Source organism: Elstera cyanobacteriorum (assembly GCF_002251735.1).
GTDB classification, from domain to species: domain Bacteria; phylum Pseudomonadota; class Alphaproteobacteria; order Elsterales; family Elsteraceae; genus Elstera; species Elstera cyanobacteriorum.
The window spans coordinates 1-15,148 of sequence record NZ_NOXS01000030.1; the positions used below are offsets into that span (position 1 = coordinate 1).

Below are 15,148 nucleotides of genomic sequence, written 5' to 3' on the forward strand. Positions count from 1 at the left end.
ACTCCATATCCCTTCCCATAAATCAACAATGTCAAAGATCACATCCGGTTTTCACCGGCCATCCGCTCCGCCGTTCAGCGTGTCGGGGTTGCGTTTTTACCTAAACCGCTACGCTCCGTCAAGCTGTTTTTTCGCTCTTCTTTTTCGTTGTCCTGCGATCTTGCGATCTATGGAAACGATCCGGAGGACCGACTGTCCGGCGGCGCCGCGACAGGAGGCGGTTTCTACTGGTCCAACCGGTCAAGATCAAGCGCAAAAAACACACAACACGCTCAGGGTTCCAACAGATCGCCCCGGCGCGCCCGCAACCAGGCAAGATAGCGGTCGGTTCCCAGGCTTTCGGTCAGCCGCTGCCAGGCTTCGGCGGCGGGCAGCAGCCGGTCGGCGAGCGCGGCCGGCTTTACATCGCGCACCCAGGCGGTCAGGCCCGGGGCATTGCCGAGACCGAGCACCAGAAGCCCGAGCAGAAAGGCGGCGAGCGTGCGGGGCATCTCCCCCTCCCTAGAACTGAAAATAGATAAAGGGGGCGACGCCCTGCGGCCCGAGCCCTTCGAGCGTCAGCACCAGAACCCCAATCAAAGCGCCCCAGCCCCACCAGGGCAAGCGATCCAGCGCGTGCCCAAGACGGGGACCGATTCGATCCGGCATAAACTGGCTGGCAAGCGCCAGTGCGATCAGCGCTACTAAGGGCACGTTTGTCAGGGGCTCGGCGTCGGCATAGCCCCCCAGGAGGCCGAGCAGATAGTCAACAGCACTGGCCAGATCGGGGCTGCGGAACAAGATCCAGGCGGCGCAAACGGTGTGAAAAACCACGAGCCCGCGCAGCAGTGCCGGCAGCCGCCGCCAAGCGCCCCCCGCCCAACGCTCGAGCCCCAGCGCGCCGCCGTGCAGCGCCCCCCAGAGCACGAAGGTCCAGGCCGCCCCATGCCACAGGCCGCCGAGCAGCATCGTCACCGCCAGATTGCGGGCGGTCGCCAACGTGCCGCCGCGATTGCCGCCTAAGGGGATGTAGAGATAATCCCGCAGCCAGCTTGAGAGCGAAATATGCCAGCGCCGCCAGAAATCCGAAAAGCTGGTGGCGCGATAGGGCCGGTCGAAGTTGAGCGGGAAGCGATAGCCGAGCAGCGCCGCCGAACCGATGGCGATATCGCTATAGGCGGAGAAATCGCAGTAAATCTGCACGGCATAGCCATAGGCAGCCATCCAAAGATCGAGCGTTCCCGCCGTGATCGGGCTATTGAAGACCGGATCGACCAGATGCGTTGCCAGCGCATCGGCAATCACCATTTTCTTTAACAAGCCGCCGAGGATCAGCACGACCGCCGGGCCAACCTGCACCTCGCTAAAGCGCGGCAGACGGTGCAACTGCGGCAGAAACTGCGCCGCACGCACGATTGGCCCGGCGACCAACTGCGGAAAAAAGGCGAGGTAGAGCAGCAGATCGAGCGGGTTGCGCGTCGGCGGGATCTCTTCCCGCGCCACATCGACGATGTAGCTAATGCCGTGGAAGGTGAAGAAGGAAATCCCCACTGGCAGGATGAGGGTGAGAAACGGCATATCGCGCTGCCACCCCAAGACCAACAGCAGATCGGCGAGGGATTCGAGGAAGAAATTATAATATTTGAAAACCCCCAGCAGGCCGAGGTTCAGCGCCACCCCTAAGATCAGGATGGGTTTGCGGCGGTCGGCGGGGCGGGAGGCGAGCCAGACGCCAAAGGCGAAATTCGTCAGTGAACTTGCCGCCAGCAATCCGGCGAACAGCGTGCTCCACTGCGCATAAAAGAAGTAGCTGGCCACCACCAGCACGGCCTTGCGCGCGGGCAAGGTCGGCATCGACCAGACCAGCGCGAAGACCGCGACGAAGAACAAAGCGTAATTAAGCGTGGGAAACAGCATGATCGGGGAAAACCGGCCTCGGCCTATTCTGAAGATATGCCCGCGCTACACCAGCTTGTCCCGCATCGCAATGACGAAAGCGACCGAGGGTCGGGATGTTACTGCTGGGCGACGCCGCTGACCGCCAGCTTCCAGGCTGCGTACTCCGCCATCATCTGATCGTAGAGCGCATCCGCCGCGCGGGCGTAGCCTTCCGGGCGATAGTGAACGCGGTCCGATCCGGCGAGGGGCGGGTCTTGCAGGGCCCACGCATTGGCGCCACACGGCCCCATGACCTGCGACCAATCCCAGAAGAACAAGCGCTCCTTCTGCGCGATTCCAGTCAGGGTCTGGCGCACCATGCTAAGATTCGGCGGAATGACCCAGCGGCAGGCCGCGGCGGGTTTCTTCGCCGGGGGTTTCGCCCCGGGTTTGACGACGGGCGGCGGCGGCACGGGCAGCCCTGGCACGAGGCATTGGCGCGTCGCGGCGGGCGAACAGCCGGAGGATGAGGCGAGGCGATTCCCATCGGGCGGACCGATGACCGCGATATCAACCCCCGGCGCGAGACGGCGCAGATCGGCCACCGCCCCCGCCGCTTCCGCCGCATAGGTTTCGGCGGTCCAACCGTCTTGAAACCCTTCATTCGTGCCAAACGCCAGCAGGATCAGATCGGGACGGCGATCCGCAAGTTCGAAGGCCGCCGTTGCAGGGTCGAAGCGCCGCACGAGCTTAACGGTCGCCCCAACCGTACCATGTGCTTCCAGCACGATCCCGGGCTGCTGGCGCTGCGGCCCCCAGGCCAGAAGATCGGTCGGCCCATCGGCCCGGGCGGTCAGCACGGCTTGGCGGGAGCCGGGGGGCACTGGAATCTGTACCCTTGCCACCTGCGGGCCGGTCTCCGCCGCCGTGCTGATCGGCGGCAGGCGCTGACCGTCGATCTCAAGCTCAAGCGTGCCGCCGAGCGGCTGCCGCAGCACGGTGAGCAGCAGCGTATCGAACCCCGCCTCCTCAGTACTCGTCAGGCTAGCACGGTCGCCGGGTTTGGTGGCGCGGGCGCGGAAACCGCTCACCCCAAACAGCCCTTCAGGCTTTAGCGCCCCGGCTTTCGAGATGATCCAGCCCGGCGAGGCGGTGACTTGCACCCCTTGTGGACGGAAATAATCGAAGGGCACAGCGGGCGGCAGTTGCCCGCGCCCCGCGGCGCCGAACTGGCCCTGAAACCGCTCGCGCAGCCGCCCGCTAAACCGGTCACCCGCCGTGTGGCTATCGCCCAATTGCAGGATCAGCAGCGGTTCTTTGCGCGTCCCACGTTCCAGCGCGGCGAGCTCGGTGAAGAAACCGGCGAGCGGCCCGGGACCGAGGCGCGGACGTGGGGCCGCAACGGCGCCCGTCGTCGGCGTGCGCGCTTCCGGCACATGCCAGCGGAACGGAAGGGCGGACACTGCCGCATCCGCCCCGCGCGGCGCGGGCGCCTGTTGGCTCGACGGGCCACCCGCGCAGGCCGCAAGCGCCAGCGACAGGGTGAGCGAGGCGAGGCGCGCGCGCGGCCAGTTCATGGTGCTTTCGCCGCCTTAATAATGGGGGTGAGCTTTTGCAACAGCGCTTGGGCCAGCAGATCGTACCCGGCAGGGGAAAAATGCATCCCATCGTCGTTGCGCAAAGACCGCAGGCGGCCATCGGTGCCCTTGATATGGGTCGTATAATCGTGGGTGCCGTCGGTCGATAGCTCCCAGATTGGGAAGAAAATCGCGCCCGCCGCGATCACCGCAGGCTCGTAGAGGCCGTTCAGAAACTCGGCATCTTTTGAAACGGCGGCGTCGCGCATGATCGGCAGGCCGATCCAAAAGGTCGGAATTTGCTTGTCTTTCAGCGGCGTCAAAATCGCTTGGATGCGTTCTATATAGGAGGTCTTCCACGCTTCGGTGCGGAAGTAATGTTCCCGGCGCCCCCCGGCAAAAGTATCTTGCCGATCGTTGAGGCCGAAGGACACGATGGCGATGTCGGGCTTTTCGGCTTCCAGCAGGGCGGGCAGATTGGTCGGCCAGTCGTAGACATCGGGCCGCGCCAGACCTGTACCATTTTTGCCACGCCGAATGAGCTTAATCGAGGTATCGCGGATCAAGGCGCGCGTCAGCCCGCCCCAAACGCCGTCAGCCATCGAATCGCCGAATATCAGGATCGTTTTTTGTGCAGGACTGGGAGTGGAGGAACGCGGCTCACCGGTCCCCGTCTCGGCCCACGCACTGCTGGCAAGCCCCGCCGTTAGCGCCCAAGCCATTGTGATTCCGAGAAAATCCCGCCGCTGCACCATCACTCGCCCCTGCTACGCCCTATCTTAGAAATGCGCTTAGCGATCCTTTTGGTAAAGAGTCGCTTTTTTCACCGTCCTGCTACCGCCGCCGTTCGGTTTTGCGCTTGCACACGGCGGAAATCAACTCCCCTTCCCTGCAACCCTGTTGTCATACGGACACACTGTTGCGGACCGACAACCCCTCAACCGAATAAAAAATCAATAAAAACAAGGAATTAAGTTGACAGGCCAAGGCTGTTTCGGGATTGTTGGCGGGCCTTGGCGGATGAACCCTGGGGCGCGCGGGCCTTATTGCCCCGCTTTTCCGAATTTCTATTGTAAAGATTGCATCGCCCCATGAAAAAGACGATGAAACAATCACTCGCCTCTGGTTTTACCTTGGCCGCCGTGACGTTTCTTAGTCTTTCTGCATCGGCCGATCCGATTGTTCTTCGGCGGGGTGCTGCCACGCCAGCTCCGGCGACCGCCGATAAGCTGGCGGCGCTGCATGACACCCGCGATGCGTTGGTCGAAAAAGCGCTGCTGATGGCAGACGCTCGGCAGGCACGCTTGCAGACGCTGGCCAAGACCGAGGCACGGCAAAAGCTGTTGGGCGAAAAACAGGATGTGATCGGCAAGGGCGATACGCTGGCCATCGTTTTGGCGCGGGCCGGGGCACCGGCCAATCACGCCGCCGATGCCTTTGCCGCCGTGACCAAGATTTTCAACCCGAAGGATCTGCGCCCGGGCCAGCAGGTATCGGTGCATCTGGCGCCGGAAACGGATGGCGACGGGGTGGTGCTGCAAAGCTTCTCCTTAAAAGCCAATGTCGAGCGCGATGTGGCCGTGACCCGCCAGCCCGACGGCAGCTATAAAGCCGAAGATAAGCTGAAGCCGCTGACCACCGAAATCTCGCGCGCGGCAGGGACCATCGACAATAGCCTATTCGTATCCGGCACGGGCGCGGGCATTCCGGTCGATGTGATGATGGAGATGATCAAAATCCTCTCCTTCGATGTCGATTTCCAGCGTGATATTCAGCCGGGCGATGGGTTCGAAGTGGTGTTCGAACAGAAGGTGACGCAGGACCGCAAGCTGGCCCGCAACGGTCGCCTGCTCTATGCCGCCATGACCCTATCGGGCACCAGCCTGAAGCTCTATCGCTTCGAAGATGGCGACGGCTTCGTCGATTTCTACAATCCCAAGGGCGAAAGCGTGCGCAAGGCGCTGCTGAAAACCCCGATTGACGGCGCCAAGCTCACCTCCGGCTTCGGCATGCGCCAGCACCCGATCCTCGGCTTCTCCCTGATGCATAAGGGCGTCGACTTCGGCGCGCCAACGGGGACGCCGATCCAAGCCGCCGGGGACGGTACGCTGAAAGTCTATGGCGGCAACGGCGCCTATGGCAATTACGCCCAGATTCAGCATAACGGCCAATATGCGACTGCCTATGCCCATATGAGCCGCTTTGCCCCTGGGCTGCGCGTTGGCAGCCGGGTGCGGCAAGGCCAGATCATCGGCTATGTCGGGACCACCGGCCGGTCGACCGGCCCACACCTACATTATGAAGTGCTGGCGGGCGGGACGCAGATCAATCCGCTGTCGGTCAAGCTGCCCTCGGGCCGCAAGCTCGATGGTGCCGATCTGCGGCAGTTCTTGGCGCAAACCAAGACCCTCAACGATAAGATGGACAGCCTGCCCCATCCGGTCCAGGTCGCCAGCGCACGCTAAAGCATTTGTTTTGTAAGCAAATGCGTCGTCGCAGGTGGGTTCACCTGCTCGGGATTTGCTCTAGATCCCGGCGCCAGCCCCATCGACGATGATATCGTTCCGATGCGGGGCGAGATCGTCCGACAGTTTGCGGGTCAAGGTGATCATGAAATCCGGCGCGGTACGGTCCACCCCAAAAACCGTGCGAGGAAAATCGAGCGGCTTTTGCCGCGCCCAGATCGAATCGTGCTGATCGGGCGGCAAAATTTCAACCGGATCGCCCACCGCCACCCAATGGACCGGAACGACAGTACCTTCCGGCAAGCGGGTTTTTAGATGCACCACAGCCCCGACCCGCACATCGCAACGCGGGCCGAGCCAGGCTTCGGGCAGAACCGTAACCCCGGTCGCCAAATAACATTCATCGGCAATCTCGGCCCCGGTGACATGGGCATGCGGGCCGATCAGGGTATAATTCCCGATGCGGCGATCGTGGCGCGACGTCGCCCGAAGAACCGCATTTTCATATATAATAACGTCTCGTCCCAGGGTTACGCGCCCGCCGCTTTCCCCAACGATGCGCGCCCCATGCATCACCCGTACCCCCGGACCTAAGGTCACGGCACCGCAGACGGTCGCGTCGGGTGCCACCCAAGCCGAAGGGTCGATCCGAGGGGTCTGGCCTTGATGGGTGATAATCATGGTCGAACGCCTCCGATCGGGGATGGGGGGATAAGACTTAGGCGGGGATCACACGCTTCGAATAGGTCTCTTTCGGGAACTCGATAATCTCGGCCGTTACGTGCAGGCTCAGGCCGTTTTTGTGGGGTAGAACGGCCTTTTCCATAACTTCTGTGACCGCCGCCCCCAAGGCTTGCTTCGTTGCGAGATCGCGGCCCGGCAGCAGGCGGATTTCCGCGTGCAGCATGGCCAGCGACCCATCGCCGATCCGCTCGGCCCGCGCGTCCATCACCAGCGTCTTGCAGTCGATCAGTTGCGCTTTGGCAATTGTCACGATGCGATCATGGATTTCAGCAATCAAGGGCTGAAGATCCAAAGCGTCCAACAGGGCGGGGCTTCCTTCTAAACGAATTTGCGGCATTGCTTTCTCCTGAGTCACTATAAGGGCTGAAACGCTAACGGAATCTGAAAAGCGCGGCTACTGCTGCTGTCATCGCCTCTTCGCTTGCATTTTAGGGGGTTCTGCCCAACCATCGGGGCCGTTTGAACATTTCGCCTCGGAAACCGTGCCGAGGAACCCGGGAGAGAGAGATGGCCGAGGGAAAATATCGTCTGATTACCCGCAGTGACTTCGATGGTCTCGTCTGCGGCGCCCTGCTGAAAGAATTGGACCTGATCGACGATATTCTGTTCGCCCATCCCAAGGATATGCAGGACGGCAAGGTTCCGGCGACCGACCGCGACATTATCTGCAACCTGCCCTATGTGCCGGGCTGCGCCATGACCTTCGATCATCATTCATCGGAAGTAGAACGGCTGGGCGATAAGCCGGGCTTGATCATCGATCCCTATGCCCCCTCTGCCGCCCGCGTCGTCTGGCGCCATTACGGCGGGTCGGACCGCTTCCCCGAAAGCCTGGATGATATGATGTTCGCCGTTGATCGCGCCGATAGCGCCGATTGGACGATGGACGAAGTGTTGGACGCCGAAGGCTGGACGCTGCTGTCCTTCATGATGGATAGCCGCACCGGCCTGGGGCGTTTCCGAGATTTCCGCATCTCGAACTACCAGTTGATGATGAAGCTGGTGGAGCTGCTGCGCACCGGCGAACTGGCCCCGATCATGGCCGATGAAGACGTGCAGGAACGTATCCGCATGTATCAGGCGCAGCAGGAAGAGTTTAAGCGCCAGCTTGAGCGGATTGGCCGGATCGAGGGCAAGGTCGTGGTTCTCGATCTGCGCAACGAAGAACAGGTTTTCGCGGGTAACCGTTTTCTTGTGTACGCGATGTACCCTTCGTCGCTGATTTCCATGCACGTCATGTGGGGGCGCGATAAGCAGAATGTTGTGCTGGCCTGCGGCAAGTCGATCTTCGACCGGTCCTCGACCGTCGATATCGGCTCGCTGATGCTGCGTCACGGCGGCGGCGGGCATACGGCCGCGGGCACCTGCCAAGTGCCGCCCGATGAGGCCGATGCAATCATCGCCGCCCTGCTGCCCGACATGCAGGCGTGCGAGGAGGATGACGAGGGGTAAACCCGAGTCCTACCGCGCTTTTCGCTTGACGCTACCAGCGGGGATGCCTATACACCCCGTCTCTCAGACCGTTCCGAGGTCCGCCAGGGTTGCGGGACGGTCGTTCAGGTTTAACCGTTACACATAGGGGATACGGTCATGGCGAGACGGTGCGCCGTCACCGGCAAGGGCGTCCAGTCTGGCAATAATGTCAGCCACGCCAATAACAAGACGCGTCGGCGCTACCTGCCGAACCTCCAGGTTGCCTCGCTGGCCAGCGAAGCCCTGGGCCGCGTCGTGCGTCTGCGTCTGTCGACCAACGCCATCCGCTCCATCGAGCATGCGGGCGGTCTGGATGCTTTCCTCGGCAAGGCCCGCTCGTCGGAACTGACGGGCGATGTGCTGCGCTTGAAGAAGCAGATCGACAAGGCGACCGCCAAGGCCGCCTAACGCTTCGGCGTTTCAGTTTAAAAACCCCGCTGGGTCCGCCCTAGCGGGGTTTTTTATGACGTGCAGCCGGGGTACGATCCGGCAGTGATCTTAGCAAGGAAAAGGGGGATGGCCGTGGCCAATTCGGAAACCGATCTTCGGGAACAGGAATTTCCCAATCTTCGCGTTCTGAAACACCCTTTGATCCAGCATAAACTGTCGCGCATGCGCGAAGCCGTTACCTCCACGGTGCGGTTCCGCCAGCTCCTGCACGAAATCTCGCTGCTGATGGGCTATGAGATTACCCGCGACCTGCCGCTGACCCACGAGCGCATCACCACCCCGCTGGCGGAGATGGATGCGCCGGTCATCGCGGGCAAGAAGGTCGCCGTTGTGTCGATCCTGCGCGCGGGCCTGGGAATGGTGGAAGGGCTGCTGGATTTGGTTCCCTCCGCCCGCCAGGGGCATATCGGCCTGTACCGCGACCCGGAAACTAAAAAGCCGGTGGAATATCTCATCCGCCTGCCCAGCTCGGAGGGGCGGCTGTTCATCCTGGCCGATCCGATGCTGGCAACCGGCAATTCCGCCGTGCATGCGGTGGACGTGCTGGTGAAAAGCGGCGTGCCGCGCGAGAATATCCGCTTCATGGCCCTGGTCGCCGTGCCGGAAGGCATGCGGGTTTTCAACGCCCACTACCCAGACGTGCCGGTTTATGCCGCCGCCCTCGATAGCCATTTGAACGAGCACGCCTATATCGTCCCCGGCCTCGGCGATGCGGGCGACCGGCTGTTCGGGACGAAGGATCACTAAAACAGCAAGAAACGGCGTGGCAGAAGCATTGACCTTTTGCCGCGCCCACTCGATCCTGACGGGGTTCGATGAAAGAGGCCCCCATGATCATCCGTGATGCGACCGCCGAGGATGTGCCCGGCATTCTGGCGATCTATAATCAGGTCATCGCCACCTCTACCGCGATCTATATCGACGATCCGGTGACGCTGGCCGACCGGCAGGCTTGGTTTGCCGCCCGGCAAGCCAATGGGTATCCGGTGCTGGTCGCCGCCGAGGGGGCGGAAGTGCTGGGCTATGCCTCCTACGGTATTTTTCGCGGCCCCTGGCCGGGGTTCCGTTATTCGGTCGAACATTCCGTGCATATCCGCGACGACCAGCGCGGCAAGGGGCTGGGTGGCCTCCTGATGCCGCCGCTAATCGAACGGGCCAAAGCACAGGGCAAACACATCATGATCGGCGCAATCGACGCCGACAACGCCGGATCAATCCGCTTTCACGAGCGCTTTGGGTTCGAAATCAGCGGCCATATGAAGGAAGTTGGCTTTAAATTTGGCCGCTGGCTCGATCTCGTCTGGATGCAGCGGACACTCTAACCCACCGCAAAATTGGGGGTGGCAGCGGTGAGGCGTTGCCGGGTTCCGGGGAGTTTCAGGGCGGTCGCGACCGCATCAAGGGCCGCTGCCACAGTCTCCGCCCCCTCCGGGTGCATCGCCTCGACGATAATGACTAGCGACCGGGTGTCCGCACTGACCGCCGATAGGCGGCTTTGCCGGTGGCACCAGCGGCGGGCATGGGCTGCTCCGGCGCTATCGGCAAAGATCACCTCCCCCGCCGACGGGATTTCCGGCGTGCCGGAGAAATCCTCATAGACCTCCGATCCCGTGGCCGGACGGACGGTCAGATCGCCGGAAATTCGCGCGGTATCGAACAGCGCCACGGGCACGCCAAAAGCCGCAGAGACGGCATTGCCGAGGGCAACCAGCGGTAAAAGTGCAGGCAGATCGCCGCTTTGACGCAGCCGCCGCAGCAGCGATTCCGCCGCACAGCGGTATTGCGTCGGCTTAAGGCCCATGCGGCTAAAGGCGCGGCGCCAGGCCTGAATTTCCGGCCAATCCCCCTCCGGCGCTGTCGCCAAGCGGGCGTGGGCGCGCGCCGTCCATTCGGCAATCGCCGCCTGATACGCCCCCTCGGGATAGATCTCGCCGACTGCCATCGCTTCGGCGCTTAACTCGGGATACATCGCCCAGATTTCGGGGGCATGGGAAAATCGCATCACTTCTCTCCGCACGGATGATGCGCCGAGGAAACGCGGTTTCTAGCATGCGGGTCTTGAAGAAAATTGCAGGCGCTCACGCCCGCGCGAAGGCCCCGGGCGCAAGGCCATAGACCCGCCGGAACAGCCGCGTCATATGGCTTTGGTCGGCAAAGCCGCTCGCCGCCGCCGCCTCGGCCAAGGGGATGCCGGAGAGAATTAGTCGCCGCGCCACCTGCACCCGCCGTTGCAGCCGATAGGCGTGAGGTGTCATCCCCGTCAGGCGGGCAAAGCTGCGCAGCAGTTGAAAGCGGCTTAGGTTTGCCCGGGCGGCCAGCACGGCCAGCGGAATATCGGCTTCGGGTTCAGTGTCGATCCACTCGCGGATCGTTAGGATCGCGCGCGGCGCCCCATGCGGGCGGCTCTCTGGGTGCAACAGCGGCGTTAGGACCGACAGCAAGCCTTCCTCCGCCGCGCTGGGGTCGCCGCCTGCCGCCAGCAAGGCCCGTAAACGCGGGGCGAGCGGGGAGGCGCGATAGACAGGCTGGGAGAATTCAAAGCGCGCCCCAGGGCCGGGGGCAATATCATCCGCCGCCGCCGCGACCAGGGCGGGGGGTAGATAGAGGATGGTCCACCGCCGCCCACCGTCGGCCAAGGGAGCGCCATCGTGAACCTCGCCGGGATTGACGGTGATGACGTCGCCTGCGGCGGCCTCCACCATGCCCCGCCCGCTCCAGGATTTCTGCGCGCCTTGCTCGATCAGACCGATGCCGAAGAGGTCGTGGTGGTGCTTTGGAAAGCGATGATCGCTCGCCGCCGTTACGGCGTATCCGCCCGGCAAGCCCAGGGGGCGCAGATGAAAAGCGGCAGAAGACATGCCAAGAGCCTATACGAGATCGCGCAGCCACGCGAGCACCGCCGCTTCTGGGGTCGCGGGGGTGATCGGGCGCGGCGAGAGCAGATGGTAATGGCTGCCATCGGGTAGGAACCCGGCGGGGGCGACTAAAAGGCCCGTGGCAAGATCATCCGTCACCAAGCGCCGGGGGCCGATGGCGATGCCCAGCCCGGCGCTGGCGGCCTGAAGGCTCAGGTAAAAATGCTCAAAAACCTGGGGTGGCCCTTTGGGAACCGGAACCCCCTGGCGCTGCGCCCACGTGGCCCAGGCATCGGGCCGGGTCGCCGTGTGGAGCAGCGGCGCCGTGGGGGTCGGCAGCCCGTCCGCTCCGAAGAAGTCCGCCTGCCGCGCCGGGGCACAGACCGGGCCGATAGTTTCATCGAACAGAAAATGGCTGACCGTCCCCGGCAACGGCCCGTGGTCGTTGCGGCGCAGGGCGAGGTCCAGCCCCGCGCTAAAACTGACCGGCCCACCGCCCGCGACCAATTGCAGCGCCACGCCGGGATACGCGGCGGTAAACCCCGGCAGGCGTGGGATGAGCCAGCGGATCAGCAGGGTCGGTTCGCAGGAGAGGCGCAGCGGCTGCGGTTGGCCTTGGCGCCGCACGTGGTTGGCCGCTGCGGCAATCAGGGCGAAGGCTTCCGCCGTCGCCGCGTGCAGCTTCCGCCCGGCGTCGGTTAGAAACACCCGCCGCGCCCGCCGCTCGAAGAGGGCGACGCCGAGGTCATCCTCCAAACTCCGCACTGCCCGGCTGATCGCGCCGTGGGTGAGGTGCAAACTATCGCCCGCCCGGCTGAAACTCTCCAGGCGGGCAGCGGCCTCAAAGCAACGCAGCGCGCCGAGGGGTGGGAGACGGGCCGATTTTATCTGTGAGCTTACCTCATCTATATCGTCAGAAATCATCGTTCGTTTCTCAGGCATCGGTGCGGTCTAATCACTGATAGAGCATACCCTGAGGAGTGGATAATGATGGAGCTTTTTGCCGTAATCGGCATCACCCTGTTGGCAGTGATCAGCCCAGGACCGGATTTTGCGATGGTATCGCGGAATAGCCTGCTGCTGTCGCGCCGGGCGGGTGTCTTGACGGCCCTCGGCATCGGCTGTGGATGTTTTATCCACATCGGCTATACAATCCTGGGCATTGGCCTGATCATTCAGCAGTCGCTGCTGCTGTTCAACGCCCTGAAGCTGATCGGCGCCGCCTATCTGCTGTGGCTCGGCTGGAAAATGCTGCGAGCGCGTCCCAGCGCTCTCGGGGCCGCGGCGGGGATTGCACCGCTCAGCACCTGGGCGGCCCTGCGCACCGGCTTTCTAACCAATGCGCTGAACCCGAAAACCACGGTCTTTATCGTCAGCCTATTTATGCAGGTCGTGCAGCCGACGACGCCTCTGGCGGTGCAGCTTGGCTATGGGCTGTTCATCGCCGCCGCCCATATCGGCTGGTTTACGCTGGTCGCCCTATTCTTTTCTGCCGACCGGGTGCAAACCCGGCTGCTGGCCCTGCGCCATTGGATCGACCGGGCGTTCGGCGCCGTGCTGGTTGGCTTCGGTGCTCTCCTCGCGAGCAGCAGCCTGCGGGGCTGACGGAGAAAATCACGCGGGCTGCAACACTTTCGGCGGGTACGCCTCTTCCAATTCGCGAATCTTCGCGTAATCGGCGTCCACCTGGGCGCCATCGGCATGCACCAGATAGATTTTGGCGAGGACGGAGGTCAGATCCATCGTCCGTTGGATCGGCCCGCCCAGCTTCGGCAGCAGTTGATAGTTGAGCAGGCTCGGCAGGGCCTTCAAATGCTCCAAGATCGGCAGATCGCCCAGCACGCCTTCCACCGTGGACGGGAGATAGACGACCATCGCGTGCTTATCCATCCGGTAGGTCTGGCCGTATAAACTATCGAACTTGGCGCCATCGGTCAGGGCATCGACGATCAACTCCGCCTGATCATGGCCCGTTCCGTGGGCGATGGTGGTGGTCGAATCGAGCGGCCCCATCGCCCGCGCGGCGATTTCCACCAATGCCGGGCCGTCCGCCGTCATGCGAATCTCGGCATGGCCGCCGCCATTGCGGATTTCGAGCGCATCCAGCACGCCGACAATATAGCGCGACAGTTGATCCTGCACTTCGCCCGTCGGCGGCAGCAGGCGATAGAAATCATAGATCAGCGGCGAGCCGTTCAGCGAGCGTTTGCGCGATTCGAGAATGTCGCAAATATAGTGCCGCCCATCGCGGCTAACGGTGTTGACGACATACTCCAACCCATCGAGGTAGGATTGGATCAGCGCCCTGGTGTTCGGCAAACCGCAGAGGTTGCGCGAATGCACGATCTGCTGAAAGCGCGCCCGGACCTCGGCTTCACTATCGCAAACGTGGACATTATCGGTGGAAGCGCTGTCGAGCGGTTTGATCACCACCGGCCAGCGGCCATGCGCGGCGGCCCAGGCCCCCGCCTCGTCTTCGGTCGCAACCAGCTTTTGTTTGGCGGCGTGCAGACCTGCGGCGGTAATCCGCTCGATCATTTCATACTTATTGCGGCGGATTTTGGTGGTCGCCGGATCGTTGCCCCGGACACCGAGACGCGCGCCTAAAGCGTCGGCGAGTTCAACGGCGGACTCATTCCCCGGCAGAACGCAGCGCACGTCTTCGCCAGCAAACCGTGCGGCCAGCGCGTCGAGATCGCCCGTATGGTCCGTTAGGCTTTCGAAGTCCCCGGCCCGGTAGGTGCGGAGCAGCGAATCGACCAGATCGGGGCCGCTGCGCACCGCCAGCGTCCGATAACCGCGCGCCTTGAGATAATCCGCGAAGAGAACGCCTGTCGAATAGGGATCGACGACCACAGCAGTCGGGTTGGTCATGGGCATATCTCCTGCAAAGCCGTAACGATGCGGCACGAAAGTCGAGAGGCGGCCTATACCATTGTATTCCTAAGGTAGCAAGAATGATAATAAAATGTTAACAATTAATCACAGAGACGCGCGGCGGGGCGGCCGTAAGCAATAATCCACGCGCCATCCTGTAAGATTGCCTTAAAGCCAACCAGCCCATCGGCCAGTGCTTGCCGATGCGCCTCAATATCGCGCAGAGCAACAAGGGCCGCCGGGGCGGTGAAGGCATAGGGCGGTTGGCGCAGATCGCGGATAAACAGAAACCGTAGTTTATCGCCATGCATAACCAAAAGCTGGCCGATGACCATGCCGCAGCTAAACATATTCCGCCAACTGATCGGGTTCGTCAGGGCAACGCGGGCGGTCAGGATCGGCCGCTTCGCCCCCAAAGCCATCAGGGTGCGATAGGCGAAGAGCCGCTTCTGTAACCCAAACCCGCGATAGCGCGGATCGACCATCGAACTGGCAATATGGGCCACGTCCATCAGATTGGCGGGTGGCGTCGGCAGATCGCTGGCAAAGTTCGGCATACCCGCTTGCGGCAGGCCCAGAATGGTCAGCGCCGCCAAAGCATTGTCGATGAACAGGCCGAAGGTGAACCCGCGCTCCCCCTCCAAGTGCCAATCGACGAACTCCGGCACCTCCGGCACATACATATCGGGATCGGGCAAGGCACCAAAGATTGCTTCGCGGAACGCAATGATTTCCGTCCGGTCGCCCGCGCCCATGCGGCGGAAATGGAACGACAAGGTACGTTCCGGCTCCGACGCGGCGGCCAGCGTCCCGCTATCCAGCCATTGAGCGGCGGAAATCAACATGCGGA

17 protein-coding genes are annotated in these 15,148 nt (G+C 62.7%); 6 read left to right on the forward strand and 11 right to left on the reverse strand.

Translation table 11 applies throughout. From position 1 onward, the window contains the following. Nucleotides 1-272: 272 nt before the first annotated feature. From CHR90_RS05930 to CHR90_RS05945, 4 genes are all read right to left on the reverse strand, one after another. A complete protein-coding gene (locus CHR90_RS05930) occupies nucleotides 273-491 on the reverse strand; it encodes a hypothetical protein (RefSeq protein ID WP_094408079.1) in 219 nt (72 codons plus the stop codon). Nucleotides 492-501: 10 nt separating this feature from the next. Next, nucleotides 502-1,896 carry an MBOAT family O-acyltransferase gene (locus tag CHR90_RS05935; protein ID WP_094408080.1) on the reverse strand — a complete coding sequence of 465 codons (1,395 nt, stop codon included), beginning with the start codon at nucleotides 1,894-1,896 and terminating at the stop codon, nucleotides 502-504. A 98-nt stretch (nucleotides 1,897-1,994) separates the two neighbouring features. Further along, nucleotides 1,995-3,434: a GDSL-type esterase/lipase family protein gene (locus CHR90_RS05940; RefSeq protein WP_094408081.1), complete on the reverse strand. Its 1,440-nt coding sequence runs from the start codon at nucleotides 3,432-3,434 to the stop codon at nucleotides 1,995-1,997. Further along, complete coding sequence (locus CHR90_RS05945) at nucleotides 3,431-4,189, reverse strand: SGNH/GDSL hydrolase family protein (RefSeq protein WP_094408082.1); 759 nt, start codon at nucleotides 4,187-4,189, stop codon at nucleotides 3,431-3,433. Before CHR90_RS05945 ends, CHR90_RS05940 begins: the two co-directional genes overlap by 4 nt. 348 nt (nucleotides 4,190-4,537) lie before the next feature. Here CHR90_RS05945 and CHR90_RS05950 point away from each other — a divergent pair, with 348 nt between their 5' ends. Continuing rightward, complete coding sequence (locus CHR90_RS05950) at nucleotides 4,538-5,899, forward strand: M23 family metallopeptidase (protein ID WP_170941310.1); 1,362 nt, start codon at nucleotides 4,538-4,540, stop codon at nucleotides 5,897-5,899. Nucleotides 5,900-5,959: 60 nt separating this feature from the next. On the opposite strand, the gene CHR90_RS05955 is transcribed toward CHR90_RS05950, so the two are convergent. Further along, entirely contained in the window at nucleotides 5,960-6,580 is a 621-nt protein-coding gene (locus tag CHR90_RS05955) for a gamma carbonic anhydrase family protein (RefSeq protein WP_094408084.1), read from the reverse strand. Nucleotides 6,581-6,617: 37 nt separating this feature from the next. Continuing rightward, on the reverse strand, nucleotides 6,618-6,980 hold the full coding sequence (locus tag CHR90_RS05960) for a 5-carboxymethyl-2-hydroxymuconate Delta-isomerase (protein WP_094408085.1): 363 nt from the start codon (nucleotides 6,978-6,980) through the stop codon (nucleotides 6,618-6,620). Between the two features lie 170 nt (nucleotides 6,981-7,150). On the opposite strand from CHR90_RS05960, the gene CHR90_RS05965 reads away from it, so the two are divergent. From CHR90_RS05965 to CHR90_RS05980, 4 genes are all read left to right on the forward strand, one after another. Further along, on the forward strand, nucleotides 7,151-8,095 hold the full coding sequence (locus CHR90_RS05965; protein WP_094408086.1) for an exopolyphosphatase: 945 nt from the start codon (nucleotides 7,151-7,153) through the stop codon (nucleotides 8,093-8,095). Between the two features lie 138 nt (nucleotides 8,096-8,233). Further along, nucleotides 8,234-8,524, forward strand: a complete 291-nt coding sequence (gene rpmB / locus CHR90_RS05970) for a 50S ribosomal protein L28 (RefSeq protein WP_094408087.1) — start codon at nucleotides 8,234-8,236, stop codon at nucleotides 8,522-8,524. 108 nt (nucleotides 8,525-8,632) lie between these two features. Continuing rightward, complete coding sequence (upp, locus tag CHR90_RS05975) at nucleotides 8,633-9,313, forward strand: uracil phosphoribosyltransferase (RefSeq protein ID WP_094408088.1); 681 nt, start codon at nucleotides 8,633-8,635, stop codon at nucleotides 9,311-9,313. Nucleotides 9,314-9,396: 83 nt separating this feature from the next. Next, nucleotides 9,397-9,888: a GNAT family N-acetyltransferase gene (locus CHR90_RS05980; RefSeq protein ID WP_094408340.1), complete on the forward strand. Its 492-nt coding sequence runs from the start codon at nucleotides 9,397-9,399 to the stop codon at nucleotides 9,886-9,888. Here CHR90_RS05980 and CHR90_RS05985 read toward each other — a convergent pair. The 3 genes from CHR90_RS05985 to CHR90_RS05995 form a co-directional block, all read right to left on the reverse strand. After that, nucleotides 9,885-10,568: a B3/B4 domain-containing protein gene (locus tag CHR90_RS05985; RefSeq protein ID WP_094408089.1), complete on the reverse strand. Its 684-nt coding sequence runs from the start codon at nucleotides 10,566-10,568 to the stop codon at nucleotides 9,885-9,887. The two genes, CHR90_RS05980 and CHR90_RS05985, sit on opposite strands and share 4 nt — an antisense overlap. A gap of 76 nt (nucleotides 10,569-10,644) precedes the next feature. Further along, the gene (locus CHR90_RS05990) at nucleotides 10,645-11,424 is read right to left on the reverse strand and encodes an AraC family transcriptional regulator (protein WP_094408090.1); all 780 of its coding nucleotides are present in this window, start codon (nucleotides 11,422-11,424) and stop codon (nucleotides 10,645-10,647) included. 9 nt (nucleotides 11,425-11,433) lie between these two features. Then, nucleotides 11,434-12,345, reverse strand: a complete 912-nt coding sequence (locus CHR90_RS05995) for a LysR substrate-binding domain-containing protein (RefSeq protein WP_094408091.1) — start codon at nucleotides 12,343-12,345, stop codon at nucleotides 11,434-11,436. Nucleotides 12,346-12,408: 63 nt separating this feature from the next. Between CHR90_RS05995 and CHR90_RS06000 the strand changes: the two genes are divergently transcribed. Next, entirely contained in the window at nucleotides 12,409-13,026 is a 618-nt protein-coding gene (locus tag CHR90_RS06000; protein ID WP_094408092.1) for a LysE family transporter, read from the forward strand. 9 nt (nucleotides 13,027-13,035) lie between these two features. On the opposite strand, the gene CHR90_RS06005 is transcribed toward CHR90_RS06000, so the two are convergent. Together CHR90_RS06005 and CHR90_RS06010 are read right to left on the reverse strand one after the other, a co-directional pair. Then, complete coding sequence (locus CHR90_RS06005; RefSeq protein ID WP_094408093.1) at nucleotides 13,036-14,295, reverse strand: ATP-grasp domain-containing protein; 1,260 nt, start codon at nucleotides 14,293-14,295, stop codon at nucleotides 13,036-13,038. 104 nt (nucleotides 14,296-14,399) lie between these two features. Beyond that, nucleotides 14,400-15,143, reverse strand: a complete 744-nt coding sequence (locus CHR90_RS06010) for a hypothetical protein (protein WP_094408094.1) — start codon at nucleotides 15,141-15,143, stop codon at nucleotides 14,400-14,402. Nucleotides 15,144-15,148 lie beyond the last annotated feature (5 nt).